Raw genomic sequence first — 25,235 nt, 5'->3', positions numbered from 1 at the left:
GCGGCGAACCGATAGTTCAGCTGGCGAGGAGCTCCACTTCCTCGATGATCGAGTAGTCCTCGGCATTGCCCTTCAACACGGTGCTGGCCTGTCCGTCGACGCCGACCGGGATGTCACCGGCGAGGGTGATCCGGGTGAGGCGACGCGGCTGGTCGTTGTAGTCGTCGATGGCGTAGTGCTGAGTGGCACGGTTGTCCCAGATCGCGACGTCGCCGTCGGACCAGTTCCAGCGGGTGGTGTTCTCCAAGCGGATGACCCGATCCTGGAGCAGACGGAACAGCTGGTCGGACTCACGGGACGGAATCCCGACGAACTGCTTCACGAAATGGCCGAGCAGCAGCGCACGCTCGCCGGTCTCGGGATGCACCCGCACGACGGGGTGTTCGGTCTCGTACACATCGGACTGGAATTCCGTCGAGTACTCGACCTGCGACGGGCGCACCTTGTCGACCGCTCCGGCGTAGTCGTAGAGATTGGTGTGCACCGCGCGCAGGTTCTCGGCCAGCGCCTTGAGCGGAGCGGGCAGCGAGTTGTAGGCCGCGACCGTGGATGCCCAGGTGGTCGAGCCGCCGTAGGTGGGTAGGTGCTCGGCGCGCAGGATCGACGCCTTCGGCACGCGGTCCACGAACGTCACATCGGTGTGCCAGGAGTTGGCGCGGCTGCGCTCGGAGTCGATGGCCAGGCTCTTCACACCGGCCGACTTCACCGTGGGATGCGGGGTGGTCGGGCTGCCGAGCAGCTCCGCGAATTCGTACTGACCGTCCTCGGTGAGATGGTTCTGACCGCGGAAGAAGATCACCTTGTGCTCGTTGAGCGCGCGCCGGATCTTCGCTACGGTCGCCGCGTCCAGGTCACCGCCGAGCCGGACACCATCGATCTGCGCGCCGATGTGGGCGCCGAGCTTGGTCACCGTCAGGGTGGTTGGGAGGGCGTGGTCGACCGTCATGGGGATCACCTTCACTGTCGTTCTCGATCGGTTGGTATGCATCAAGCACACCGTGAATCCCGTTCGACAGACAGGGTTTGCCTCGAAGTGATCCCAACGCCGTCAGCCGATGTGCTCCCGCAGGTAGGCCAGGTCCTCGGCGACCCCGTCGGCCGGGGTTTCCAGGATGACCGGCGCACCGGCCGTGCGGCAGACCTCGGCCAGCAGTTGCGGGTCGATGGTGCCGTCGGCGAAATTGGCGTGCCGGTCGGCGCCGGAGTCGAATTCGTCACGCGAGGAGTTCAGGTGCACGAGATCGATGCGCCCGGTGATGGCCTTGATCCGCTCGACCACCCCGACCAATTCCTCACCACCCGCCCACGCGTGACACGTGTCGAGGCAGAAGCCCGCGCCGTAGTCGCCGACCGCGTCCCACAATCGCGCGATCGAATCGAAATGCCGGGCCATCGCGTGATTGCCGCCCGCGGTGTTCTCGATCAGGATCGGCACGGCGAACCCGCCCTTGTCCTGCTGACGCTCGAACAGCTTGCGCCAGTTGTCGATTCCGGTATCGAGCTCGGCGTCGGAGCGTACGTGTCCCCCGTGCACCACGAGGCCGAACGCACCGAGGTCGGCCGCGGCCTTCGCCTGCTGGGCCACCGCGTTGCGCGAGGGCATCCGCAACCGGTTGTTCAGACTCGCCACATTGATCTGATAGGACGAGTGCACAACGACATCGATCGGACTGGCCAGAATCTCGGCGGCCCTGGGATGCGGCTGGGGTTTGTCCCAGCTCTGCGGATCGACCACGAACATCTGCACGACCTCGGCACCGAGCTTCTCGCCGAAGCCGATCGGATCGCTCTCGTCGCGAACATGTGCTCCAATGCGCATAGCTGCCACCCTAATATCAGGCACCGACAACTTCGCTCGCGATGTTGCGCGGCGGTGGGTTCGGGAGATACATCGGTAGAATTTCAAACGGGTGCTCTGCCCTGGAGGGGGTGACTTCGCGTGTTGCGCAAAGGCGACGTGTTCGCCGGATACACGATCCGGCGCGTGCTGGGCCAGGGTGGAATGGGCGTGGTCTACCTGGCCAGGCACCCCCGGCTGCCCCGGCTCACCGCGCTGAAACTGCTCAGCCGTGAACTGTCCGCCGACGAGGAGATCCGCCGCCGCTTCGAGCGCGAAGCCGATCTGGTCGCCCAGCTCGAGCACCCCAATATCGTCAATGTCTACGACCGCGGCACCGACGACGACCAGCTGTGGATCTCCATGCAGTTCGTGGCGGGCACCGATGTCGCGACCGCCGACGTGAACGTGCTGACACCCGGCCGGGCCGTGCAGATCGTCGCCGAGACCGCCACCGCGCTGGACTTCGCGCACGCGGGCGGCGTGCTGCACCGCGATGTGAAACCGGCGAACATCCTGCTCGCCAAGCCACCGATCGGGCGCCCGGAACGCGTGGTGCTCACCGACTTCGGCATCGCCGCGGTGCGCGACAGCGAGACCACGCTGTCCTCGGCGGGCACGATCACCGCCACCCTGGCCTATGCCGCGCCCGAGCATCTGGCGGGCGCACCCCTGGATCATCGCGCCGATCAGTACTCGCTGGCCTGCACGCTGTTCTGGATGCTCACGGGCTCGGTGCCGTTCCCCGGACCCAGCCCGGGCGCGGTGATCCAGGCGCACCTGAGCAAGCCCCTTCCCCCGCTGCGCAGTCTGCGCCCCGACCTGCCCGCGACCCTGGACGCGGTGCTGGCCAGAGCCACCGCCAAGCGCGTCGAGTCCCGTTTCGCCAGCTGCGCCGAGTTCGCGCAGGCGGCCAAAGCGGCGCTGTTCGCGGTGCCGGGGCCGTGGCATCAGCAGCAGCAGTACACCGCGGCCGGTGTGGTGCTGCGCGCCCGCGAGTCCTATCCGCAGGCGCCGGGATATTCCCGGCCGCCCACCCCGGCGCAGCCCTACCGCAACGCGCCCCCGCCGACCACCCCCGCGCAACCGCACCCGCACGTGCAGCCGACCACTCCCGCACAGCCGCATCCTCACGCGCCGCGGCCGTCGACGGGCGGTCCGGCCATCCCGCCGCGACGCGGAAGCGCACGCCCGGGCACCATCGATTTCCCTGGTGGCCGTAACCATCCCGGCTATATCGTGCCGCCGCAGCAGCGGCGTCCGCCGTGATCGTGGCAACCGTCGGCGTCGTCGCCGACTGATAAGGTTTCGTTGATTTTCCCGTGGCGGGCAACGTCGGCCGCGGCTTTTATGCTGTACGCACGTGCGCTGGTGGGTCCCGGCGCGCGGCGGGAAGTGGAGCAGACATGCTGGCCAACGGAGATGTTTTTGCCGGCTACGTCATCGAACGGCAGCTCGGCCGCGGTGGCATGGGTTCGGTCTATCTGGCCAAGCACCCCCGCCTACCGCGGATGACGGCGCTGAAGCTGCTCAATCGCGAGATGTTCTTCGACGCCGAGGTGCGGGCACGGTTCGAGCGGGAGGCCGATCTCGTTTCGCGCCTCGATCATCCGAACATCGTCACCGTCTACGACCGCGGGCACGACGACGAACAGCTGTGGATCTCCATGCAGTTCATCGACGGCGTCGACGCGGCATCGGTGGATCCGCAGACGCTGCCGCCCGCCCGCGCGCTGCAGATCGTGAAGGAAACCGCCGACGCGCTGGACTACGCGCACGGTATGGGCGTGCTGCACCGCGACGTGAAGCCGGCCAACATCCTGCTCGCCCGCTCGGGCGCGGGCCGGGGCGAACGCGTCTACCTCACCGACTTCGGCATCGCCCGATTGCGCGACGACACCGGCCATCTCACCCAGACCGGTACCTTCACCGCGACGCTGGCCTATGCCTCCCCCGAACAGCTCACCGGCGCCTCGCTGGACCACCGGTCCGACCAGTATTCGCTGGCCTGCGCACTGTTCTGGCTGTTCACCGGTTCGGGACCGTTCGCGGCGACCAACCCGGCCGCGGTGATCCAGGGTCATCTCCAGCAGCCGCCGCCCACGCTGAGCAGCGTCCGGCCCGGCCTGTCCTACGCACTCGACGGCGTGCTCGCCAAGGCGATGGCCAAGCGGCCCGATGACCGGTTCGACTCCTGTTCGGACTTCGCCGAAGCCGCGATCGAGGCGTTGAACAGTCCGAGCGCACCCGCGTTGCCGATCGTCGGTCCACGACCGGGCACCGGTGGGTCGCTGCCGATCGCCGGGCGGCCCACGACAGGTGGCGCGATTCCGCAGACCGGTCTGCCGTATCCCGTTGCCACACAGGGCCCGATGACCGGCGGTCCGATGGGCACCGCCCAGGGCCCGATGACCGGCGGCCCGATGGGCACCGCGCAAGGCCCGATGACCGGCGGCCCGATGGGCACCGCGCAAGGCCCGATGACGGGTGGCCCGATGGGCACCCAGCGTCCGATGAACCAGTCGCCCACCGGCGCTTCGCAGCCCTACACCCAGCAGTCGCGGCCGCAGTACCAGTCGGCGCCGCGGCCACAGGCGAGTGGTTTCGCCCAGTATCCGCACGGGCAGCGGCCGCCGTCGAAGTCCAACACCGGGCTGATCATCGGCATCGTCGTCGCGGTGATCCTGGTGATCGTGCTGCTGATCGGCATCGGTATCGCGGCCAGCGGCGATGACGCGGGCGGCGGCGACCGCACGACCACCACGTCGGCGGGCGCCTACATCACCCCGAGCGCCGACGCCATCAGCGCGGAGTTCGGCCGGATCGTGCCCGCCACGGTCGACGACTCCACCGGATACAACGGCGCCACCTGCTGGGAGACCGACAACAGCGATCCGCCGTCGCCCGCGGAAGGCGAACCCGACTTCGGCGCCTGGGTGCACCTGTGGAGCTGCTTCGGCGGCGGCGACAGCGACGATCCGTTCTACCGGATCTATGCCTTCAACTCGGCCGCCGACGCCAAGTCGGTGCTCGACGGCCTGCCGGCCAACACCAAGTCCACCGACAGCAACGGCGGCAAGCAGTACACCAACTACAAGTACACCGACAACGGGAACAAGATCATCACGCAGTTCACCGGCGATCCCGGCCGCGCCCAGTTCCTGATGTACACCGACGGCTACGGCACGGCCGACGAGGTGCTGCGTTGGTGGCGCTCGGCCCCGCTGAACTGACCGCGATGTATGACGAGGGCGGCGTTTTCGCCGGATACACCATCGAACGACTGCTGGGCCGCGGCGGCATGGGCTCGGTGTATCTGGCACGCCATCCGCGGCTACCACGGCGCACCGCGATGAAGCTGCTGAACCGGGAGTTGTTCTTCGACACCGAGATCAAGGCCAGGTTCGAACGCGAGGCCGATCTCGTGGCGCAGCTCGAGCACCCGAATATCGTCACCGTGTACGACCGGGGCGTCGAGAACGACCAGCTGTGGATCTCCATGCGCTACATCGACGGCGCCGACGCGTCGTCGCTGCCCTCGCCGGTCGACCCGGCGCGGGCGGTCCGCATCGTCACCGAAACCGCCGCGGCACTGGACTTCGCGCACAGCCGCGGCGTGCTGCACCGCGACGTGAAACCCGCCAACATCTTGATCGAATCGGTCGACGGCACCGAACGCGTCTACCTCACCGACTTCGGCATCGCCCGCCTGCACGACGACAACGCCGCCAAGCTGACCCAGACCGGAACCTTCACCGCCACCCTGGCTTTCGCGTCTCCCGAGCAGCTCTCCGGCACCGCCCTCGACGGCCGCGCCGACCAGTATTCCCTGGCCTGCACGCTTTTCCGGCTCCTCACCGGAACCACCCCCTTCGACGCCACGAACCCCGTCGCGGTGATCCAGGGCCACCTCCAGCAACCCCCGCCCCGCGCGAGCACCCTCCGATCGGGCATCACCCCCGCACTCGACGCGGTCATCGCCCGTGGCATGGCCAAGCGCCCCGAAGAGCGCTTCGCCACCTGCGCCGAGTTCGCCGCCGCCGCGCTGCGGGCCCTCGCCGGTCACGCTCCCCCGCAGCAACTCCACGGCTCGGCGGCCACCAGAACCTACCCGCCGAACTCTCCGTATACCCCCGGTGCCGGATACCCGATCGCAGGTCGTACCGACCCGAATTCGTCTGGCGGACAGCCGCCATGGCCGGGCACGACCGGTCCCGATCAGCCGTGGGCCGTGAGCGGCCGACCCGCCGGTTCACAGTGGGCCGGCAACGCCGCCCCCGGCCTCGGTCAGCAGTGGCCGGCGGTCGGTGGCGGTTCCTCCTGGGCCGCGCAGCCGAACCCGTCGTGGCCCAACGAATCCGCGAACCACGCGAGTGCGCCGAACGCGGGCGCGCAACGTCGTCGCGACGCCGGGAATTCCAGGGCGACGGGTAGGGGCGCGCGCCCTTCGGTCGCCGAGGAGTATCTCGGCAAGAAGCGGAAATCCCGCTGGGAGGGATCGCCGATCGGCTGGCTGGCGATGATCGCCGTCATGATCTTCCTCGGCTGGATTCTGGTGACCACCTTCGGCGATGACGGCAACGCCGGTGCGTCGGGCGGGCAGGGTTCCGAAACCTCCGCGGTCGCTACACCGTCCGTCGACGCGACGACCTCCGCTCCCCAGCGGCTGACGTCGACCACCCCGCCGACGAGCGACCGACGGGTCATCGGCGCCAACGCGGCGAAGCTCAGCGACGAGTTCCCCCGCATGCTGCCCGCCACCTCGGCGAGCAACCTGGTCCATGCCGGTTCGGGGCTGGGCAACGCGGGCTGCTTCGCCTACGACCGCGCGACCGCCAGCCGCGATTCCGACGACGCCGATATGGGCGACTGGTCGGTGATGTGGCATTGCTTCGGCGGCGGCAACAAGGCCACCTACGAGTTCTTCCTCTACCCCTCCGCAGATCTTGCCGCGCAGGCGATCGCGGGTCTGCCCGCCAACGACGTGCGCCCCACGTCGCACACCGGCCACACCTGTACGAACTTCGTCCTGCACGACAGCCAGCCCAGGTCACCGCGCATGGTCACCCGCTTCGACGGCGACCCGGCCCGCGGCGCCATGCTCATGTACAGCCGCGGCTTCATCGCCGACGAGGCCCAGGTGCTGGATTGGTGGCGCTCCGCCCCGTTGGTCTAGGCGCGCGTTCGCGCCGGCTGCGCACGGTTCGAGGACCGCTGCGCGTCCGCGCCCATCAGGCGGTCAGTGTGTAGTGCACGAAGTCGCGCACCGGCTCGAAGCCGATTCGCTGATAGATCTTGTTCGAGGTCGGATTGGCCAGGTCGGTGAACAGGCAGGCATCGGCGCCTTCCGCGCGAATTCGGCCCGCGACCGTGGCGGTCAGCGCGCTCGCGAAACCGTTGCCCCGGAACCGCGGTGGGGTGTAGACCGGGCCGATCCTGGCCCAGCCGAGGACTGCCTCGTGCCGGGCGACCAGGGTGACGGGCTGCCCGTCGTGCTCCCACAACCACGAGGATCCGGCCTCGATGCGCCTGCGCACCGCCGTCTCGTCGAGTCGATGTGGCACATCGGCTTCCACGCCGAATTCCTCGGTCATCGCGATGCAGACGGCCACGTCGTCGAGGCCGGCCTGCCGTGGTGTGCCAGGGGCATCCGGCATCTGGAGGGTGCCGAGGCGGAACAGGCGGACCGAGAACTTCTCGCGGTAGGTACCGCCGACGGTCTTCGACCAGTGCGCCGCGAATGCGACGGCGTCGGCATCGTCTCCCTCGACGCTGCGCAGTGCGATGTCATGCGCCCGGAAGGCATCGGCGACGGCCGAAATACTCTGTGCGGGCATCTCACCGAGGTAGGCGGCGCCGTTCGTGCACTGTGCGAGGCCGACGACCGTATCCGCGTCATCGCGGACGCTCGCGAATTGCGTGACCATTCCGCCGGACCTGCCGTTGATCCGGTTCACCAGGGCAGTCGCAATGACCGTGTGGCGCAGTGGATCGCCGTGCAGGAACGGCGCTACGTCGGCCAGGAACCGGGCAGCGTCAGTGGTGATGTCGATGCGCACCACACCGACGGTAAGCCGTCACACCCGCGAACGCATTCGAATTATGAGGTGTCTCAGGTTGTTTCGGGGATGTCCCGATCGGTGCGCAGCTTCAATAGGATGAGTCCAGCCGTACAGGCCAGGATCAGCCCGGCGACGGTGATCTCCACGTGCAGGCCCGCGATCCCGAGGCCGGCGCCGACGAGTCCGCCGACGAAGAACAACCAGCCCATGATCCGCGCGACCACCGCGAGGGTGCGGTTGCCGGGCGGTGTCGACGAAAGATGCCCGACGGTGGCCGAATCGGTGTTCGCCGCCGCGGTTTCCAGCCGGGGTGTCGAGAGTGCTCCCATGAGATTCTCCTCGATGACGCCGATCAGATACTTGCGCCGCGCGACCTCGCGCGTCAGGGGTAACGTTGCCGGACGTCTCATGCGTAACTTTGCTCACACACGCTACGACTCGGCGACGTCGAACGCGCGCGACACGTCCCCACGACACGCTGAATTGATCAATCCGATATCTGGACCACTAACGTTTAAAATGCGCTCTTTTGCCCGACCTGCACTACTGTGAGGCGATCTCGAAGCCGACGAGGAGTAACAGGCGATGGATAACAGCAGGGCCAAGTTCGTGGGTCCGGCAGTCGCTGTTGGCGCGGTGTCGCTCGGACTGATCATCATCGGTGCGTGCGGTGTCGGGCAGCAGGATGTCTACGTGCCGGCGCCGCCGTTGAGCGCGGATCTGGCCGCCGCCCCCGCGCGGTCGGCGGACGAGCCCACCTCGACGACAGCGCACATCCCGATCCCGCCGTCGCCCAGCTGGCGGATCGCGCCGTACATGTCGCCGCGGAAGCCGTTCAGCCTCAGTTCCACCGAGACCTCGCCGTCGGAGACGCCACCGCCCGAGGGCGAACCGGCGCCCGAATCCCGCCCGGCCGAGGCGACGACCGAATCCCGGCCCGCCGAGACGACGACGCGCCCGCCGGAGACCACCGAAGACGAGCCGACAACCACCCGGCCGCAGATCCCCACCCGGCAGAACCCCACCCGCACCGTCACCCCGCCCCGCGTGGGCGATGACGAAGCGTCCGAGGACTATCCGCCGACCCACGCCTTCGACCGCGCGACCCCGACCACTGTCGTCCCGGCCGACACCGGCGCCACCCCGACCACGGTGACAACCACCGAGGCGGCGACGACCATTGCAACCCCGGCCCCCACCACCGCCGAGGGCTGACACAACGATGGTGCGCACCCGAACCCCGGGCACGCACCATCATCGACGAAGCTACAGCTCGACCAGGTCGTACTCGCCGATCCGGTCGGCCAGTTCCCGCCGATGTTCCAGCGCCCCACCGAGTGTCTGCCCGATCGCGGTCAACCGGGCGACATAGTGGCTCACCGGGTACTCCGCGGTGACGCCGATGCCACCGTGCATCTGGATCGCCTCCTGGCCGATGTGCTCGGCCGACTTCCCCACCTGCAACCGCGCCCGTGACGCGACGACCGGATCGTTGCCGCCGTCGGCCAGCGCCGCCGTCGCGTACAGGCTCATGCTGCGGGCCAGTTCCAGCGAGACGTAGCAGTCCGCCGCGCGCTGGGTGAGCACCTGGAACTTCGACAGCGTGACCCCGAACTGCTTGCGGGTCTTGAGGTATTCGGTGGTGAGCGTGAGCGCGACCTCCATCGCCCCGACCGACTCCGCGCACAGTGCCGCCTGCGCGTAGCCCTGGGTCAGGGCGATCTGCTCGGCGGCGTCGACGGCGTCACCGAGCAGTTGGCCCGCCGCGTTGTCGAAGTCGAACTGGGCGGCGCGACGACCGTCGAAGGTGCGGTACGACCGTCGTTGCACGCCATCCTGATTCGGGTCGACCAGGAACAGCCCGGTCCCGCCGCCGGGCAGCAGTGCGCTGACGATCACCTCGTCGGCCACATCACCGCGCAGCACCGGATTCTTCACACCGGTCAGCGCGTAGTTGTCGCCCTGGGCCACCGCGGTGGTGGTGAGCTCCGTGGACGGCCACCGCAGGCCGGGCTCGGCGTGCGCGAAGGCGAGCAGGATGGTTCCCTCCGCCAGCGCGGGCAAGAGCCGTTGACGCTGCTCGGCACTGCCTGCCAGCCGCAGCAGTTCGGCCGGGATCACCACCGAGTCGAGCACCGGTTCCGGGGCCAGCGCGCGACCGAGCTCCTCCTGCACCAGCATCGCCTCGACCGGGCCCGCCCCGACGCCACCGTCCTCCTCGGGAATGGTCAGCCCGAGCACCCCGAGGTCGGCGAGTTGCTTCCAGACCGTGCGATTCCAGCCGGGGTCGGTGTCGCCGCTCTTGGTGAGGGCTTCGCCGTCGTAGAACCGGTGCAGCAGTTCGCGCACGGTGTCGCGCAGCATCGTCTGTTCTTCGGTCAGTGCGAGTTCCATGTCAGCGCCTCACAATCCGAGGATCGTGGAGGAAATGATCGAGCGCTGGACCTCGCTCGAGCCTCCGTAGATGGTCACCTTGCGGTAGTTCAGGTAGCCGGGGCCGGTGTGCTGGGCCCACGCGGGCGAGGCGATGTTGTCGGCGTCGACCGGCAGCGCGTCGGCGCCCGCGACGTCGAGCAGCAGTTCGGTGGCGGCCTGCTGCAAATCGGTGCCCTTGAGCTTCAGCACCGACGACGCCGGATTCGGCTTGCCTTCAACAGAATTGGAGACCACCCGCAACTGGGTCAGTTCCAGGGCGAGCAGTTCGTTCTCCAGCTCGGCCAGCCGCGCCGCGAACACCGGGTCGTCGAGCAGCGTGCCGCGCCCGGTCCTGGTCGCGCGGGCGTAATCCTTCGCGAGGCCGAGCTTGACCTTGGTCTTGCCGACGCCGGTGATGGAGGTGCGTTCGTTGCCGAGCAGATACTTGGCGTAGGTCCACCCCTGGTTCTCCTCGCCGACGAGCTGATCGGCGGGCACCCGGACGTTCTCGAAGAACACCTCGTTGACTTCGTAGCTGCCGTCGATCAGCTTGATCGGGCGCATGGTGACACCGGGCGACTTCACGTCGAAGAGCAGGAAGGAGATGCCCGCCTGCTTCTTCGGCGCGTTCGGGTCGGTGCGCACGAGGCAGAAGATCCAGTCGGCGTACTGGCCGAGCGTGGTCCAGATCTTCTGGCCGTTCACGATGTAGGAGTCGCCGTCGCGCACCGCCGTGGTGCGCAGCGACGCGAGGTCCGAGCCCGCGTCGGGTTCGGAAAAGCCCTGGCACCACCAGATGTCGAGCGCGGCGGTGGGCGGCAGGAAGCGCTGCTTGAGTTCCTCGGAACCGAACTGGGCGATCACCGGGCCGACCATCGAGGCGTTGAACGTGAGCGGCTCCGGTACCGAGGCCAGCTGCATCTCGTCGAGCCAGAGGTGGCGCTGCATCGGCGTCCAGTCCTTGCCGCCCCAGGCCACCGGCCAGTTCGGCACGCACAGGCCGTTGTCGTTGAGGATCTTGTTCGCGGTGACGATGTCCTCGCGGGACAGATCCTGGCCGTGCTTCACCCGATCGCGGATGTCGGCGGGGATCTCGGTCGCGTAGAAATGCCGGAGCTCGTCGCGGAAAGCGACCTCTTCCGGGGACAGGGCTAACTTCATACGGGTCTCCCAGTCACTCGTAGCCGTCGAAGAGAAACCTACCCTTCGGTAATCCTCGGTGTCGACTACATCACACACGATGGCTGTCCCAGCGGCCCCCGCCGCGCTGTCGGCGGCTCGGCGACCCGCGCGACGACCTGGTACGTTGCCAGACGAACCGGACTATCCGGCGACGAGCATCCATCGAGGAGTCACGGGTGAACGGCAGATCCATCGCAGGTAGAGCAGCGGTCGTCACCGCCGCGAGCATCGGCGCGCTGGCCCTGCTGGCCCCGAGCGCGATCGCGTCGCCCACCGACGACGCGATCGGCCACCTCACCCACCTCGCCGGCGAGGACACCACGGCGAAGGCCGGTGTCGGCGCGATCGCGAGCTTCACCGGCATCGTCGGCGTCGACGCCCTGCGTGACATCTCGACGCAGTTCACCCCCTTCACCTACGCGGCCCCCACCTTCGGCTGCGGCAGCAACGGCCCGATCACCACGATCATCGCCGCGGCGTCGTTCGAAGGGCCGGGCCCGCGCACCGCGACGAGCCTGACGCCGGGCGATATCCGTTTCAGCGCGAGCCCGCGCCACTCCGGCGTTCCGCTGGCCTCCGGCCTCAGCGTCGCGTGGGTCAACGTCAACAACGGTCAGAGCGGCATCGTCGGCCTCGACGACCAGACCGAGTTCAATCTGCCGTCACTGTCGAAGACGGTGCACAGCGGTGCGGGCACCGTGGTCGCCTCCATGTGGGGAACCATCGACTACGCGGGCGCCCGCTGCGTGATGACCCCGACCGTCGGCACGTTCGTCGTGCCCGATCTGCCGGTGGTGGTCCCCGAAGCCCCCGCGGCACCGCCAGCTCCCGAACCGCAGGCCGTGAGCCCGGGTTCGGGTGAATCCTCCTCGAGCGCACCGACATCGAAGGCCCCGGCGCCCGCTCCGGTCGAAACGCCCCAGCCCGCCCCGGTGCCCGCTCCCCCGGCCCCGCCCGCGGCGACCAACGTCGGCGGCTGAGCCGGGTTCAGTAGGTCCCCTGGCCGGCGGACGAATTCGCCGACCGGACAACGGCGGCCCGGTTCCGCGCGCCGGTCACCTCGACGGTCGCGTCAGCCGATCGGGCGGATGCGCAGGACCGTGCCCTCCTCGGAGCCCGCGAGCAGCGCCGACGGGTCGGACGGGTCGGCGACGACGGCCGTGAGCGGCTGAGTGGCGACGACGGTGCACGCGGTGCCGGTGTTCGGGTTGACGCGGACCAGGTGCCCGGCCAGCGTCGTGACGTACAGGGCACCGTCGCGCACAACCAGGTCATCGACGAAATCGGGCAGTGTGCCGAACGAGGTCAGGTCGGCGACAGTGGTCGCCGCGCCCGGGTGGGTACGGGACAGTCGCAGTACGCGACCGACGGGTCCACCCGCACCGACGAAGTTCGCGGTGACGTAGACCGAGTCACCCGACACCACAACACCGTTGGGTCCCTCGATGCTGACGGCCGACCACCAGTCCATGTCCTCGCTGCCGTCGCGGCGCAGGCGGTGGAGTCCGTTGCCGGTGGTCACGTACAGATTGCCGTCGGCGTCGAAGGCGGCACCGTTGGGCTGCGGGAAGCCGGTGGCGAAGGCGACGGGGTTCGGGCGCGCGGCCGCCGGGTCGAAGCGGACGATGCCGCCCGAGCCGGCCAGCGGCGAGTTACCGGTGACCACGTACAGCAGTCCGTCGGGACCGAGCCGGACGGCACCGGGCGAGGGCACGGCCACCGTGGCGGTCAGGCGCCCGTCGCGGTCGTAGCGCTGGACCTCGCCGCGCATGACCCGCGAAACCCACAGGTCACCCTGGGCGTCGATGCCGAAGTTCTCCGACCAGTCCAGCAGCGGCACACTCGACCTGATCGCGACGTCCTGGCGCGCCTGTCCGCACAGGGACAGCGGGGCGGCGCCCGCGACGGCGCCGGAACCGAGCGAGGCGCTGGTCACGACAGCCGCACCGACCACAACACGGACGACGCAACGACGGAACGACAACATCTGTAACCCTCGACTCTGTTGACCCGGTTCGACGCGCGAAGTCTAACGGCTGCGGGCCCACCGTGTGCAGCCCACGTCACCTGCGGTTCCCATCACGGGGTACCACGTACTAGTGCTGTCTCCCAGAACAATTCGATCGGCCGAACAGCGATAATCGACAGGTGCCCTATTTCGACAGCGAGCGTGGACGATTGCACTGCCGGTGCTGGTCCGTCGACCGACCGGCGGCGCGGCTGGCGCTGCTGCCGGGTACCGGTCAGCACAGCGGCCACTATCACCGCTTCGCCGCGGCGTTGCGTCCCGCCGGGATCGAGCTGTGGGCCCTCGACACCTCGGGGCAGGGACTGAGCGAGGGCGATCCCGACGCGCCGGGCACCATCGACGAGCTGACCGCCGACGCGCGGGGATTTCTCGAACTCGTCCGCGCCGATCACCCGGACCCGCCGGTGTTGATGGGGCACTCCCTCGGCGCCGTGACCGCCGTGCACCTCGCCCACGAAAACTCCGCTGACCTGGCCGGACTCATCCTGTGTGGTACTCCGCGCCGCGTCGCCGACATCGCGCCGGAGCCCGGTCTCGCGCTGCTCGCGGTGCACGGCGTGGACGACCGGCGCGCACCCGTCGATGTAATCCGGCTATGGACAGCACGGCACCGATCGGTAGATTTGCGCGAGTACGCCGACGCCGGACACGACCTGTTGCACGAACCGGTGCAGCACCGCGTGGCGGCCGATATCGCGGAGTGGGTACTCACCGCGGTGCGATGAACGACGAAGGGGGAACCGGTGCAACCGAATCGAACGGGGCTGCCGAATACGGCGGCTCTCGGCCAAGCCGTCGACGAGGGCGGGTTGTGGATCGACGGGGTGCTCGTCGCCGACGGCGCGCCCGAGCGCTGCGCGCTGCGCTACGAACGGCTGGCCGATGAGGTCGAGGCCCAGGTGCGGGCGCTCAGCGCGACCGCTGTCATCCCCGGTTTCGGTGGTCTCCCCTCGGGCGGCGCCCTGCGCACCGGTTTCGAGTCCAAGGCCACCGAGGCACTCGACGAACTGCGCGCCTACGCGAGCACCGCGCGTGACCTGGCCGCCGTGTTCCGCGCCGCCGGGGCGAACTTCCGCGAGGCCGATCAGGCACTGGCGGGCGCGGTCGCCGCGATCGAGGTTCCCGGTGATGGCGATGCGTAGCATTTCCGGCCGTACCGATGTGGACTACGTTTCCGTCGTCGAAGTCTTCGACAACCTGTCCCATGCCGACATTCACAGTGCGGTAAGGCAACTCGATCCAGCCGCACTGGCAGGCGCGGGCGAGACGTTCCTCACCACCGCCTCGGGCCTCGGCGACGGCGTCGAGATCGCACACGGTGAGATCCGTGCCGCCATCGCCGACGGCTGGCGCGGCGCGGCGGCCCAGCAGGCCGCCGACGCGGTACGCGACTTCGAGCAGGCCGGTCGGCGCATCGCCGATGTCTTGACCGCGGTCGGCGTCCGGCTCAGCCAGGCCGGTGACGCCGCCGAGTCCCTGCGCTCCGCGGTCGCGGAACCCGAGGGGGCACAGCCCGATCCGGCGGCCGCGCTCCTGGACTCCGAGCAGGCCGCGAACAACGCCACCATCACCCGCGAGGCCGAGAACGCCCGCCTCGACGCGGTGCAGGCGATGGAGACGATCTACGCCGGAGCCTTCCTGCCGACCGGGTCCGGGGTACCCGCCTTCACCGGAATCGCCACGGAGACAGGAACTGTCACCGCCGCTGCGACGGCGTCGGGTGCCGCTCTCCCGGCCGGAATTCCGCAGGCGAGCGCCGTCGTCTCGTCGGCGACGACACCGGCCACCGTCACCGCCGCCACGATGCCCGCCGCATCCGCGCCGGTCGCCGGAACTGCGGGCACCCTCTCCACCGGCAACGGCGCGCTCCCGACCAACGGGACCGCCGCGACCCCGGGCGTGGTCGCGAACGGGACGACTCCGGCGACTACCGCCCCTGCCGCGACAACAGCCCCGAACCAGCCGCCTGCCAACGCCAGCAGGGTGAGCACCACCACCCCGGCCTCGACCACGGCCTTCCCCGGCACGATGTCCGTCAGTGCCCGAACCCGTCGCGCGGGAACCTCGACTACGTCCGTACCCGCCGGCGCGACACCGCCCCCCGGCGAATCGAACGACGAGACCCACTCGGCGAACACCGCGGCCGCCGGCAACGCGACGGGAAGCGATACGGCCACGGAGGCAGCGAGCGAGGGCAGGCAGGAGCGCGATCCCTCGGTGTCCGGTGGCGAAGCCGCCACCGGGATGGGCGCGGGCGCGATCGGCGGAATGATGGGTGGGGCGATCGCCGCCGCGGATCAGACGCGGCCCTCCGGTGGTCCGCGTCCCGCCCAGGTGGCCGAGGAGCTCGAGGACGAGGAAGACGAGTTCCTGCGGTTCCTCGAGGAGGAGCCGACCTACCTCGAGCCCGCCGACGAAGTGAACGCGCTGATCGGGAAGATGGAGCCGACCAGTCCCGCGGTGCTCGGTGAGTGGACCGAACGGGAGTGAACTGGCACTTCACCCCGGACCAGTTCGCGCTGGGCTGGGCGCGCACCGACGGCGACCGGATCCCCTATCCGCTCGCCGTCCGTGCGTCCGCACGCGACACCGTCGAGCGGGCAGCCCAGCAACCCGCGCTCGACGCCTGGTGTGCTCGCACCCTCGACGCCGACCTCGCGGCCGCCCTGCGGGTGCTGGCGAAACCGGAGATCCGGGTCGAGGTCTGTGGTCACGCGCCCGCGCCGGTGCGGATGCTCGGCGCGGTCACCGCGGATGTCGCGGTTCTCGCGGTGCAGGATCCCGGTAGCGCTGCCGACCGTGGCGGTTCGGTGCACGTGCAGGTCGGTAGTACGAAACGTCTTGCCGCCCAGGTGTTCTCCCGGCTCCCCGCCCAACGCCCCGGACTCACCCCGCGCATCACGGCACCGGCGACCCGGGTCGAGGAGGACAGCCGCGACCTGGTGACCGCCCCCGTCGCCGGCCCGTCCGACGCGGCGCGCATACGCCGACTCCTCCAGCGCCCCCGCACTGGCATCGGCCAGATCCTCGTCGCGGCAGGCACCGACCCCAAGCCCTCGGGCGTGCTGTCGTGGATCGACCTCACCGGCGACGGCCGCTACCTGGTCCACGCCAGCCGCCACATCGACATCACCCCCGCCACCCCCGACACCGCCGTCGAATGGCTACGCCGCCTTCTCCGCAACGTCTGAATCAGCCGAGCTGGAGAAAACCGGCGAGGTCCGCGAGTTCTTCGGCGGTATCCGGGAGGTACTCGGTGAGCAGGGGTGAGCGGATGACGATCGCCTTCCACATAGCCCGGCACAGCGTGGCATGGATGACGGTGCGCGACAACAGCGGCCGCATCCCGAAGGGCGCGTCGGCGGGGGTCGAGGTGGTCATCGACAACAGGACCACCGCGGCTTCCCGGCCACGGAAGCGATCCGGAGTACCCACCAGCACGTCTTCGATCTTGGCGCGGGCCAGCAGCGTCCGGATCCGCGCCACCTGGGCGGCGTACGGCGCGACCACGAAGATGTCGTGTGGGTGGAGTTTGCGGGTTCCGCCGTCGGAGGTCCAGGTCTCGCCGAGCAGGATCCGGACCTGGCGCACCACTTCGCGTGCCTCGGCATCGGATTCGGTGGCACTGCCGCGGTGCTCGACGAGCACCGTGCTCACCCCGGGCGCGATCCCTGCCAGATCCCTGGTCAGCGTGATGGCCTCGTCCGCGCGCAGCCGGCCGTCGTAGCAGCAGGCCGACACGGGCTCGCAGATCGCGGGGTGCATGCGCCAGGTCCGGTCGAGGAAGTAGCCGCGTTCGACGGGCAGGGTCCCCGCGCCTGCACACAGCCATTCCAGGGCCGAGACCTGCACGGGCTCCGGATGTTTCGCCTGCGCCCTGGCCGGGACCGGATCGCCGATCAGCAGCAGGTTGCGCGCGCTCACCGCGACCGCGACGGTGTCGGCCAGTGAGCATTCGCCCGCGTCGGCGATCACCAGCAGGTCGAGCGCGCCGGGCGCGATCAGTCGTTCGTCGACGAAATCCGCCGTGGTACCACCGATCACGCACCCGTTGACAGCATTGTCCAGAAAGCGCGGGTACCGGGCGGCATCGATCGCCGACCAATCCGGACCGACCGAGGCGACGTCCTTCTTCGCCACGAGTTCGGGCAGCAGGCCCGCTTCCACGACCGCATCGAAGATCCGCTCGATCACCGCGTGCGACTGCGCCACCACCCCGATCCGCCATTTGTGGCGGGTGACGAGCCGCTCGAGCGCACGCCCGGTGATGCCGGTTTTGCCGGTACCGGGCGGCCCGTGCACGGCCAGGTACGAGGCGTCCAGTGCGCCGACCGCGTGGGCGAGGACGGCGCCCAGATCGTCGTGGGGCTGCGGCAGCGCCATCCCGTCGCGCAGCCGGGGCGCGCGACGCAGCAGCACATCGTAGACCGCGTTCTCCGGCACCCACGGCAGGCTCATCAGCAGATCCTGAGCGGTGTGCTCCAGTGCGGCCTCGATCTCGGCCTCCCCGTCGGGCGGGCCGGGAGCGATGGCGGCGGGCAGGTCGTCGTAGGGCGGGCAGCCTGCCGGGAGCAGTTCTTCCAGCCGGACGGTGTCGTCGAAATTAGGGTCGACGGCGCACCCGAGCACGGTGGCGGTGGCGGTGGCGCGGCGGCCGAGCGTCTGGGTCATGCCCGCCGCGGCGGCACCGTCGTAGATGGTGACCATCTGGGTGCCCGGGGTGAGCGTCGCGCCCGTGCCCAACCTGCCGGTGAGCGTCAGGTAGCGGCGCATCGTCGGAAGTTGCGGCGTGCGATGCCATTTGGTGTCGACGGTGCCCCATTCGACGACGAGCACACCCGGTGCGTCGGCCCAGTCGCCGACCGGATGGCCGAGCCGATCGATGTGGGCCCACCAGCGCGGCTGCCGTTCACGCCGGTGATAGCCCAGGACCGCGGCCGTCAGGGCGGCGGCGCGCGCCGAATCCCCCTGCGCGTCCGCGGCGAACTCGCTCAGCGCCGCTTCCAGCGAGCCGGGGTGCAGCGAGGGCGGCACGTCGGATTCCGCCACGGCGAACCGGGTGCCCGGCACCGCGATTCCCGCGTCGGCCGCGCGGTCGAGCAGCCAGTCGCGGATGCCGAGAACCGTCGCCGCCCGACCCGGCGTATCCGGCAGCAGCGCGGCGAGTCCCGTTGCGTCATAGGACTGTTCGCCGATCAGCAGCGCCGTGCGCACGATCGGCGCCAGGTCGACCAGCGCGCCCTCGGCCAACAGCTCGTCCAGCAGATCGGCACCGGTGCCGAGCCTGCCCGCCCCATCGAGCAGTGCCGTGCGAATATCCGAACCGTAGTGGTACACGCGCACATCCGGATCCGCCGCCCGATGCTCGGCGATGATCTCCAGCAACTCCTCGAGCACTCCCCCGTCCTGCGTCGACGGGCCCGCGTGTTCGAGGCCGAGAGAGCTGCGCGGCACCGCGTCGACACCGGTCTGGCGCGGATCGGCGGCAAGCGGATCCGCCGGGTCGTCGCCGATGGCCGCGTCGTCACCGATGACTATGCGCCCGAACGAGATGGTGTCCGCTTCGGCCGGATCGGCGCTGGGGTAGCCCGCCGCGTTCGCGGGTTCGACGCCGCCGGGCCCGAAGACCACGGCGTTGGTGTCCATCGGACCGACGGGCATACGCGGCCGGTAACCGACGCTGTTCGGCTGCTCCACACCGGCAACGACCGGCCGGAAGACGATGGTGGTGGCGTCGGCGAGTTCGAGGCCGGTCATGGCGCCGTGCCGGTCCAGGTCGATGACCAGGGCGAGGTCGCCGGGGCGCGGTGCGGGCAGGGCCCCGAGCGCGGTGGCGTCGCGCAGGGTGAAGGCCGGGCGGCCGGTGCGTTCGCGGACGAGCTGGATATCGGCTTGTTTACGCAGGGCCGCCAGCGTGCGCGGAGCCAGTCCTGGGACAGGAGTGGCGGTGGTGGCGAGACGATCGATCGTGAGCACGCCGGCCTCACGCAGCCTGGCCCGCTGGGTGGGTCGGATCCCCGCGACCAGCAGCAGGTCTCGCGCATTCGCCGCCGCGGCACGGCAGCTCGGGCACCGCCCGCAGGCCAGATAGCGCGGGTCACCCCACTGGACCGGCAGCAATTCCGCCAGCTTGTCCTCGATGATGTGCTCCACGCGAGCTCGCCGCGCCGAATACACCGGAGCCAGTTCCGCGCTCACTTCGCGCCGCACACCCTCGGCGGTCCACAGATACGCGCGGGGATCGACTCCGATCCCCGCGTCGGCGAGTGCCTGCGCGCACGCCGCGAATTCCAGGCGCGCACTCAGCAATTCACGAGCCGGATCGACCTTGATCGCCTGCACCGACGCCGCGACGCGCTCGAAAGGCGTCCGGCCCGCGGCCAATTCGCGTCGCAGCACCCGGCTGTCGGCAGGAGATACCGCGCCGGCGAAACTACTGAATTCCTCGTCCGCCGATGCCGAATCGCGTGCCGGCAGAGGCGTTCCCGCCGGACCTGGCGACACCGCAGCGTCCTCGACGTGCGACCACGCCGACGGCGCGTTCCCGCGACCGTCGCCATGATGCGGCGCACCGGGAACGCCCACCGAATACTCACCGAGCCCGCTGTGCACGGTGTAACCAGCGCGACCACGGACCAGAAGGTCGGCACCACAGGCGAATCGACCGTCGAAGAACACCGCGCCGTAGATCGCCTCGGCGCCGGAACTCAGCGCTCGCGCGGTGTGCTCCGCGGCGGCGGTCAGCGCCGCGATCCGGGCCGTCGCGTCGCCACCGAGCACCTCGGGCGACGGGATCCGGACCAGCCTGTCACCGAAGTGGGCGACCAGTTCGGCGGACGGTTCGGCCGTGCGCACCAGCGGGGCTGTCGTGTCGGGAACCCCGGGCAGATTGCCGAGAGCGGCGTCGATTCCGCGCAACACCGCGAACTCACAGTTCGCCGCGCGCGCGAGATCGCCGACGGCACCGACCACCCGATCACCGGACACGAACAAGCGCGGCCCTCCTGTGTTCACGCACACCCGACGCCCATCACCTTAACCAGCGCTGCGAGCGACCAGGGCACTACCCACGGACAGGACGAACGCGCCTGACCTCGGCCCTGGTGCGCACGAGCGGACTAGGTGCGCGGCTTACGCCGTTCGGTGCGCGGACGTGCCTCGCGGTCGCGGCGCGGGCCGCGAGCGTTCAAACGCTGCGCCGGTGCGCCCTGGTCGGGCGTCAGCTGGATCAGCACACCGCTGATCCTGGTGCGCCGCAAGGCTTCCAGCGTTTCGTTGGGCAGGTTGGCAGGCAGCTCGACGAGGCTGTAGTCGGGCCGGATGCTGATGTGACCGAAGTCGCTGCGACGCAGGCCGCCCTCGTTGGCGATGGCGCCGACGATCGCGCCGGGCACCACGCGGTGCCGCTTGCCGACACTGATCCGGTAGGTGGCGAGTTCTTCGCCGTTCTCCCGGTTGAACGACGGCGGACGCGGGGCGCGGTCCTCGTCGTCGTAGCGGCGCGGTGCGCGCTCACGGTCGCGGTCGTAGTCACGCTCGCGGCGCGGGGCGGGCTCCGGCTCGGGCGACATGAAGAAGTTGTCGCCGTCGTAGCCGCCCACGGCCAGTGCCGCGGCGATGTCGGCGAGCGGGGTGTTGTGCTCGGCCTCGTAGTCCTCGATCAGCTTGCGGAACAGCGCGATGTTGTCCGAGGCCAGGTTCTCGGTGATCGAGTCACCGAACTTGGAGGCACGCGTGGCGTTCACGTCGTCGACGCTCGGCAACTGCATCTCGGTGAGCGCGCTCTTGGTGGCCCGCTCGATCGACTTGAGCAGGTGACGCTCGCGCGGGGCCACGAACAGCAGCGCCTCGCCCGAACGGCCGGCCCGGCCGGTGCGGCCGATGCGGTGCACGTAGGACTCGGTGTCGTGCGGGATGTCGTAGTTGACGACATGGGAGATGCGGTCCACGTCGAGACCACGCGCGGCGACATCGGTGGCGACCAGGATATCGATGCCACCCGCCTTCAGCTGGCCGATGGTGCGTTCGCGCTGGTTCTGCGCGATGTCACCGTTGATCGCGGCGGCGGAGAAACCACGCGAGCGTAGCTTCTCGGCCAGCTCTTCGGTGGCCTGCTTGGTGCGCACGAAGATGATCATCGCCTCGAAGGTTTCGACCTCGAGCACGCGAGTGAGGGCATCGAGCTTGCGCTGATGCGACACCTGCACATAACGCTGGGTGATGTTGGAGCTGGTCTGCGTCGTGGACTTGACCGTGATCTCGACCGGATCGTTGAGGTACTGCTTGGAGATCTTGCGGATCACACCCGGCATGGTGGCCGAGAACAGCGCGACCTGCTTGTCCTTGGGGGTGTCACGCAGGATGCGCTCGACGTCTTCCTGGAAGCCCATCTTGAGCATCTCGTCGGCCTCGTCGAGCACCAGGTAGCGCAGCTGCGAAAGGTCCAGCGTGCCCTTCTCCAGGTGATCGATCACGCGGCCGGGCGTACCGACCACGACGTGCGCGCCACGGCGCAGACCCGACAGCTGCACGCCGTAGCTCTGCCCGCCGTAGATCGGCAGCACGTGCAGACCCGGGATGTGCGAGGAGTATTTGCCGAACGCCTCGGCGACCTGGATCGCGAGCTCACGAGTCGGCGCGAGCACCAGGGCGCTCGGCTTGCGCTGCGCGGTGTCCAGGTTCATCAGGATCGGGATCGCGAATGCCGCGGTTTTGCCGGTGCCCGTCTGCGCGAGGCCCACCACGTCGGCGCCGGAGAGCAGCGGGGGAATCGTCGCCGCCTGAATCGGGGACGGCGACTCGTAGCCCACATCGGCGATGGCCCGCAGCACGCGGTCATCGATCCCGAGATCGGCGAAAGTCGGGCCGGTGTCGTTCCTGTCGTTGTCGGCAGGAACGCTGTCGACCTCATTTGTACTCATTGACCACGAGTTTACTGCCTGGCGGTAGCTGCCCCAACCACCAGGTGAATACGGTGAGACCTATGCAACTGCGCGACGGGTCAGCACATCAGGAACTTCAGCCGGTGACAGTAGGGATCGCGGTGGTCCAATTCGCCCCCGGAACCGATCCCGAAACCAATCTGTCGACCCTGCGAGAACACGTGCGGACGGCGGCCGCAGCGGGTGCGCGCGTGGTGCTCGCGCCCGAATACTCGATGTTCGCTGTGACTCGGCTCGATGAGCGGGTGGTGGCGATCGCGCAACCGCTCGACGGTCCGTTCACCAGTGGACTCGCGGCGCTCGCCGCCGAATTCGGCGTATTCCTGGTTGCCGGTGTGGTGGAGTTGCCGTCACCGGGGGCGACCCGGATCAGTAATACCCTCGTCGCGCACGGGCCCGACGGCGCGCGCGTCGCGGTGTATCGCAAGGTGCATCTCTACGACGCGTTCGGTCATCTGGAATCGGATGTGGTGGCAGCGGGGCCGCTCGTCGCGCCTGCGACTTTCGCGGTCGACGGTGTGGTATTCGGCATGCAGACCTGTTTCGATCTGCGATTTCCGGAAGGGTGTCGGCGTGTCGCGGCGGCGGGCGCACACGTGTTGCTGCTGCCCGCGCAGTGGATTCCGGGACCGGCCAAGGTCGACCAGTGGACGACGCTGCTGCGGGCACGCGCCATCGAGAACACGGTGTACGTGGCCGCGGCCGATCAGTGCGCGCCACGCGGCGCGGGTTCGTCGATGATCATCGACCCGGCGGGCACGGTGCTGGCCGAACTGGGCGATGAACCGGGCGTGGCCTCGGCAACGGTCGACACGGCGCATCTGGCCAGGGTGCGCACCGCCAATCCCAGCCTGTCGCTGCGACGGTTCACCATTTCCGAGGCGTCCGGAGCGGAGTAGCGTTCGAGGCGATGGTGTACCCGGATCGGGCAGCGGCGGGCCGCGCTCTCGGCACGGCCCTCGAACACCTGCGGACCACCCGTCCACTGGTGCTCGGGTTGCCACGCGGGGGTGTGCCGGTGGCGGCGGCGGTGAGCGCGGCGATCGGCGGGGAACTCGATGTCCTGCTGGTCCGCAAGCTGGGGCTGCCGTCGCAGCCGGAGCTGGCGATGGGGGCGCTCGGGGAGAGCGGACTGCTGGTCCTCAATCGTGACGTCGTCGACCACAGCCGGGTGAGCGCCGAGGCGTTCGACGAGGTGGAACTGGCCGAGCGGGCCGAACTACGCCGTCGGCAGGCGGTCCTGCGGGTCGGCGACTCGATTCCCCTGGCGCGGCGCACGGTGGTGATCGTCGATGACGGGATCGCGACCGGGGCCACGATGGTGGCCGCGTGCCGGGTGGCGCGGGCGCAGCGGCCGGATCTGCTGGTGGTGGCCGTGCCGGTGTCCGCGCCCGAGGCGGCGCGGCGGGTCGAGCGCGAATGTGACGAGCTCGTCTGCCTGTGGACGCCCACCGACCTGGGTGGAGTCGGCATGGCGTACAGCGACTTTCACCAGCTCGACGATGACGAGGTCATCGCGCTCCTGCGCTGAGACGCCTGTCGACCTCAGCCGAAGCACTGACCTTCGCCGCGGTAGGTGGGAACCGTCGTGCGGGTGCCCGCCTCGTCGACCAGATGGAGCTCGGCGAAGCGTTCGCACAGTTCGCCCGCCTTGGCATGGCGGAACCAGACGCGATCACCGATCTCGAGTTCGGCGCCACCGGCCAGGGGCGTCTGGACCTCGCCCGCGCCTTCGGAGCCGAGCAGCTTCAGCCCCGCGGGCCACACGGGGACCGGGACGCGGCTCGGACCCGCGGGGCCCGACGCGATGTAGCCGCCCGCGAAGACGGTCGCGATGGTCGGTGCGGGTTTGCGCAGGACCGGGGTGGCGAAGAACAGCGCGGGGCGGGGCGTGAACGAGCGGTAGTGGTCGAACAGGGTCGGCACGTAGAGGCCGGAACCGGCGGTCACCTCGGTGACATCGGGATCGGTGATCGAGACTTCGATCGAACCGGTGCCACCGCTGTTGACGATCTCCAGCGGGCCCGTCACCGCCCGGACAGCATCGACCACCAGGGTACGGCGGCGCCCGATTTCGAGTGCGGACAGACGTTTCACCACGCGCACCGCGGGGTTGCTGTCGGGCAGTCCGGCGATCTGCGACTCGTAGGTCATCACACCGACCACATCGAACCCGCGCCGCAGCGCTTCGGCGGCCAGCGCGGCGGCGTCCTCGGGGCTGCGCACGGGCGAGCGCCGGGCACCCAGGTGCAGCGGGCCGATCCGCAGAGCCGCGTCGACGTCGAGGCAGACGCGGGGGTGGACCAGGTCGGTGCCGAGCGCGGCCCGGGTGAGTTCGAGCTGGGCGACATCGTCGATCATCAGCGTGATCGCCTCGAGCAGGGCCGGGGCGGCAGCCAGTTCGGCCAGCGCGGCACGGTCGAGAACCGGGTACCCGAGCAGCACGTCGCGGGCGCCGAGGCGGACCAGCCAGATGGCCTCACGCAGCGAGTACGCCATGATCCCGGCGAAGCCGTCGCGGGCGGTCAGTCCGTCGCCGAGTACACGCTCGAGCACCGCCCGGCAGCGCACGGATTTACTCGCCACCCGCACCGCGATGCCGTTCGCGCGCCGGACCAGGTCGGCGGCGTTGCGGTCGAGCGCGGTCAGGTCGACGGCGGCCAGCGGCGGGTCGAGCTCCGCGGTCGCCGCGTGCAGATGATGCAGCGATGTCGTCGGTGTCACACGACTACTGAACCACCTATTTGGTCAGTCGTCCAGCATTGCGC

Annotated in this window: 21 protein-coding genes; 11 read left to right on the top strand and 10 right to left on the bottom strand. The window is 69.5% G+C overall.

All coding sequences use genetic code 11. The features are described from left to right. Positions 1 to 16: 16 nt before the first annotated feature. Together ACFQ9R_RS24215 and ACFQ9R_RS24210 are read right to left on the bottom strand one after the other, a co-directional pair. The gene (locus ACFQ9R_RS24215; protein ID WP_378993472.1) at positions 17 to 946 is read right to left on the bottom strand and encodes a TauD/TfdA dioxygenase family protein; all 930 of its coding nucleotides are present in this window, start codon (positions 944 to 946) and stop codon (positions 17 to 19) included. Between the two features lie 102 nt (positions 947 to 1,048). Beyond that, positions 1,049 to 1,819 (bottom strand): deoxyribonuclease IV, encoded by a 771-nt coding sequence (locus ACFQ9R_RS24210; protein WP_378993471.1) that lies wholly within the window; start codon positions 1,817 to 1,819, stop codon positions 1,049 to 1,051. Positions 1,820 to 1,939: 120 nt separating this feature from the next. On the opposite strand from ACFQ9R_RS24210, the gene ACFQ9R_RS24205 reads away from it, so the two are divergent. From ACFQ9R_RS24205 to ACFQ9R_RS24195, 3 genes are all read left to right on the top strand, one after another. Next, on the top strand, positions 1,940 to 3,106 hold the full coding sequence (locus tag ACFQ9R_RS24205; RefSeq protein WP_378993470.1) for a protein kinase: 1,167 nt from the start codon (positions 1,940 to 1,942) through the stop codon (positions 3,104 to 3,106). Between the two features lie 137 nt (positions 3,107 to 3,243). Next, positions 3,244 to 5,070: a serine/threonine protein kinase gene (locus ACFQ9R_RS24200; RefSeq protein WP_378993468.1), complete on the top strand. Its 1,827-nt coding sequence runs from the start codon at positions 3,244 to 3,246 to the stop codon at positions 5,068 to 5,070. Continuing rightward, entirely contained in the window at positions 5,046 to 7,013 is a 1,968-nt protein-coding gene (locus ACFQ9R_RS24195) for a protein kinase (protein WP_378993567.1), read from the top strand. The genes ACFQ9R_RS24200 and ACFQ9R_RS24195 overlap by 25 nt, the downstream gene beginning before the upstream one ends. Positions 7,014 to 7,068: 55 nt before the next feature. On the opposite strand, the gene ACFQ9R_RS24190 is transcribed toward ACFQ9R_RS24195, so the two are convergent. After that, positions 7,069 to 7,896: a GNAT family N-acetyltransferase gene (locus ACFQ9R_RS24190; RefSeq protein WP_378993466.1), complete on the bottom strand. Its 828-nt coding sequence runs from the start codon at positions 7,894 to 7,896 to the stop codon at positions 7,069 to 7,071. Between the two features lie 53 nt (positions 7,897 to 7,949). Beyond that, positions 7,950 to 8,309, bottom strand: coding sequence for a hypothetical protein (locus ACFQ9R_RS24185; RefSeq protein ID WP_378993464.1), 360 nt, complete (start codon positions 8,307 to 8,309; stop codon positions 7,950 to 7,952). Positions 8,310 to 8,484: 175 nt separating this feature from the next. On the opposite strand from ACFQ9R_RS24185, the gene ACFQ9R_RS24180 reads away from it, so the two are divergent. Then, positions 8,485 to 9,114 (top strand): hypothetical protein, encoded by a 630-nt coding sequence (locus tag ACFQ9R_RS24180; RefSeq protein WP_378993462.1) that lies wholly within the window; start codon positions 8,485 to 8,487, stop codon positions 9,112 to 9,114. 51 nt (positions 9,115 to 9,165) lie between these two features. Here ACFQ9R_RS24180 and ACFQ9R_RS24175 read toward each other — a convergent pair whose 3' ends face one another. Continuing rightward, positions 9,166 to 10,293: an acyl-CoA dehydrogenase family protein gene (locus tag ACFQ9R_RS24175; protein WP_378993460.1), complete on the bottom strand. Its 1,128-nt coding sequence runs from the start codon at positions 10,291 to 10,293 to the stop codon at positions 9,166 to 9,168. A gap of 9 nt (positions 10,294 to 10,302) precedes the next feature. Continuing rightward, a complete protein-coding gene (locus tag ACFQ9R_RS24170) occupies positions 10,303 to 11,475 on the bottom strand; it encodes an acyl-CoA dehydrogenase family protein (RefSeq protein ID WP_378993458.1) in 1,173 nt (390 codons plus the stop codon). A gap of 197 nt (positions 11,476 to 11,672) precedes the next feature. Between ACFQ9R_RS24170 and ACFQ9R_RS24165 the strand changes: the two genes are divergently transcribed. Next, positions 11,673 to 12,476 carry a hypothetical protein gene (locus tag ACFQ9R_RS24165; protein WP_378993456.1) on the top strand — a complete coding sequence of 268 codons (804 nt, stop codon included), beginning with the start codon at positions 11,673 to 11,675 and terminating at the stop codon, positions 12,474 to 12,476. 92 nt (positions 12,477 to 12,568) lie between these two features. On the opposite strand, the gene ACFQ9R_RS24160 is transcribed toward ACFQ9R_RS24165, so the two are convergent. Continuing rightward, positions 12,569 to 13,432, bottom strand: coding sequence for an SMP-30/gluconolactonase/LRE family protein (locus ACFQ9R_RS24160; RefSeq protein WP_378993455.1), 864 nt, complete (start codon positions 13,430 to 13,432; stop codon positions 12,569 to 12,571). 212 nt (positions 13,433 to 13,644) lie between these two features. On the opposite strand from ACFQ9R_RS24160, the gene ACFQ9R_RS24155 reads away from it, so the two are divergent. Genes ACFQ9R_RS24155 through ACFQ9R_RS24140 form a run of 4 tightly spaced genes read left to right on the top strand, consistent with a single transcriptional unit; the run spans position 13,645 to position 16,716 of the window. Next, entirely contained in the window at positions 13,645 to 14,250 is a 606-nt protein-coding gene (locus ACFQ9R_RS24155; protein ID WP_378993454.1) for an alpha/beta hydrolase, read from the top strand. Between the two features lie 18 nt (positions 14,251 to 14,268). Continuing rightward, positions 14,269 to 14,667, top strand: a complete 399-nt coding sequence (locus ACFQ9R_RS24150) for a hypothetical protein (protein ID WP_378993453.1) — start codon at positions 14,269 to 14,271, stop codon at positions 14,665 to 14,667. After that, the gene (locus ACFQ9R_RS24145) at positions 14,654 to 16,015 is read left to right on the top strand and encodes a hypothetical protein (protein ID WP_378993452.1); all 1,362 of its coding nucleotides are present in this window, start codon (positions 14,654 to 14,656) and stop codon (positions 16,013 to 16,015) included. The genes ACFQ9R_RS24150 and ACFQ9R_RS24145 overlap by 14 nt, the downstream gene beginning before the upstream one ends. Next, positions 15,997 to 16,716: an ESX secretion-associated protein EspG gene (locus ACFQ9R_RS24140; RefSeq protein ID WP_378993451.1), complete on the top strand. Its 720-nt coding sequence runs from the start codon at positions 15,997 to 15,999 to the stop codon at positions 16,714 to 16,716. The genes ACFQ9R_RS24145 and ACFQ9R_RS24140 overlap by 19 nt, the downstream gene beginning before the upstream one ends. A gap of 1 nt (position 16,717) precedes the next feature. On the opposite strand, the gene ACFQ9R_RS24135 is transcribed toward ACFQ9R_RS24140, so the two are convergent. After that, positions 16,718 to 20,029 carry an AAA domain-containing protein gene (locus tag ACFQ9R_RS24135; RefSeq protein WP_378993450.1) on the bottom strand — a complete coding sequence of 1,104 codons (3,312 nt, stop codon included), beginning with the start codon at positions 20,027 to 20,029 and terminating at the stop codon, positions 16,718 to 16,720. Positions 20,030 to 20,643: 614 nt separating this feature from the next. Further along, complete coding sequence (locus ACFQ9R_RS24130) at positions 20,644 to 22,446, bottom strand: DEAD/DEAH box helicase (protein ID WP_378993449.1); 1,803 nt, start codon at positions 22,444 to 22,446, stop codon at positions 20,644 to 20,646. A gap of 62 nt (positions 22,447 to 22,508) precedes the next feature. Between ACFQ9R_RS24130 and ACFQ9R_RS24125 the strand changes: the two genes are divergently transcribed. Then, positions 22,509 to 23,366, top strand: a complete 858-nt coding sequence (locus ACFQ9R_RS24125; RefSeq protein WP_378993448.1) for a carbon-nitrogen hydrolase family protein — start codon at positions 22,509 to 22,511, stop codon at positions 23,364 to 23,366. A gap of 11 nt (positions 23,367 to 23,377) precedes the next feature. After that, a complete protein-coding gene (locus ACFQ9R_RS24120) occupies positions 23,378 to 23,998 on the top strand; it encodes a phosphoribosyltransferase (RefSeq protein ID WP_378993447.1) in 621 nt (206 codons plus the stop codon). A gap of 14 nt (positions 23,999 to 24,012) precedes the next feature. Here the strand turns inward: ACFQ9R_RS24120 and ACFQ9R_RS24115 are convergent, their stop codons facing one another. Then, positions 24,013 to 25,191 carry an amino acid deaminase/aldolase gene (locus ACFQ9R_RS24115; protein WP_378993446.1) on the bottom strand — a complete coding sequence of 393 codons (1,179 nt, stop codon included), beginning with the start codon at positions 25,189 to 25,191 and terminating at the stop codon, positions 24,013 to 24,015. Positions 25,192 to 25,235: the final 44 nt, after the last annotated feature.

This window comes from Nocardia sp. NPDC056541 (assembly GCF_042794235.1).
In the GTDB taxonomy this organism is placed as follows: Bacteria; Actinomycetota; Actinomycetes; order Mycobacteriales; family Mycobacteriaceae; genus Nocardia.
The sequence above is the reverse complement of the archived record's forward strand: the minus strand, read 5'-3'. Positions and strand labels throughout refer to the sequence as shown.

What these genes read in the sequence shown, in the direction of transcription:
- ACFQ9R_RS24215 (WP_378993472.1), bottom strand. Translation starts at nt 946, where the DNA reads ATGACGGTCGACCACGCCCTCCCAACCACCCTGACGGTGACCAAGCTC.
- ACFQ9R_RS24210 (WP_378993471.1), bottom strand. Translation starts at nt 1,819, where the DNA reads ATGCGCATTGGAGCACATGTTCGCGACGAGAGCGATCCGATCGGCTTC.
- ACFQ9R_RS24200 (WP_378993468.1), top strand. Translation starts at nt 3,244, where the DNA reads ATGCTGGCCAACGGAGATGTTTTTGCCGGCTACGTCATCGAACGGCAG.
- ACFQ9R_RS24185 (WP_378993464.1), bottom strand. Translation starts at nt 8,309, where the DNA reads ATGAGACGTCCGGCAACGTTACCCCTGACGCGCGAGGTCGCGCGGCGC.
- ACFQ9R_RS24180 (WP_378993462.1), top strand. Translation starts at nt 8,485, where the DNA reads ATGGATAACAGCAGGGCCAAGTTCGTGGGTCCGGCAGTCGCTGTTGGC.
- ACFQ9R_RS24175 (WP_378993460.1), bottom strand. Translation starts at nt 10,293, where the DNA reads ATGGAACTCGCACTGACCGAAGAACAGACGATGCTGCGCGACACCGTG.
- ACFQ9R_RS24170 (WP_378993458.1), bottom strand. Translation starts at nt 11,475, where the DNA reads ATGAAGTTAGCCCTGTCCCCGGAAGAGGTCGCTTTCCGCGACGAGCTC.
- ACFQ9R_RS24145 (WP_378993452.1), top strand. Translation starts at nt 14,654, where the DNA reads ATGGCGATGCGTAGCATTTCCGGCCGTACCGATGTGGACTACGTTTCC.
- ACFQ9R_RS24130 (WP_378993449.1), bottom strand. Translation starts at nt 22,446, where the DNA reads ATGAGTACAAATGAGGTCGACAGCGTTCCTGCCGACAACGACAGGAAC.
- ACFQ9R_RS24125 (WP_378993448.1), top strand. Translation starts at nt 22,509, where the DNA reads ATGCAACTGCGCGACGGGTCAGCACATCAGGAACTTCAGCCGGTGACA.
- ACFQ9R_RS24120 (WP_378993447.1), top strand. Translation starts at nt 23,378, where the DNA reads ATGGTGTACCCGGATCGGGCAGCGGCGGGCCGCGCTCTCGGCACGGCC.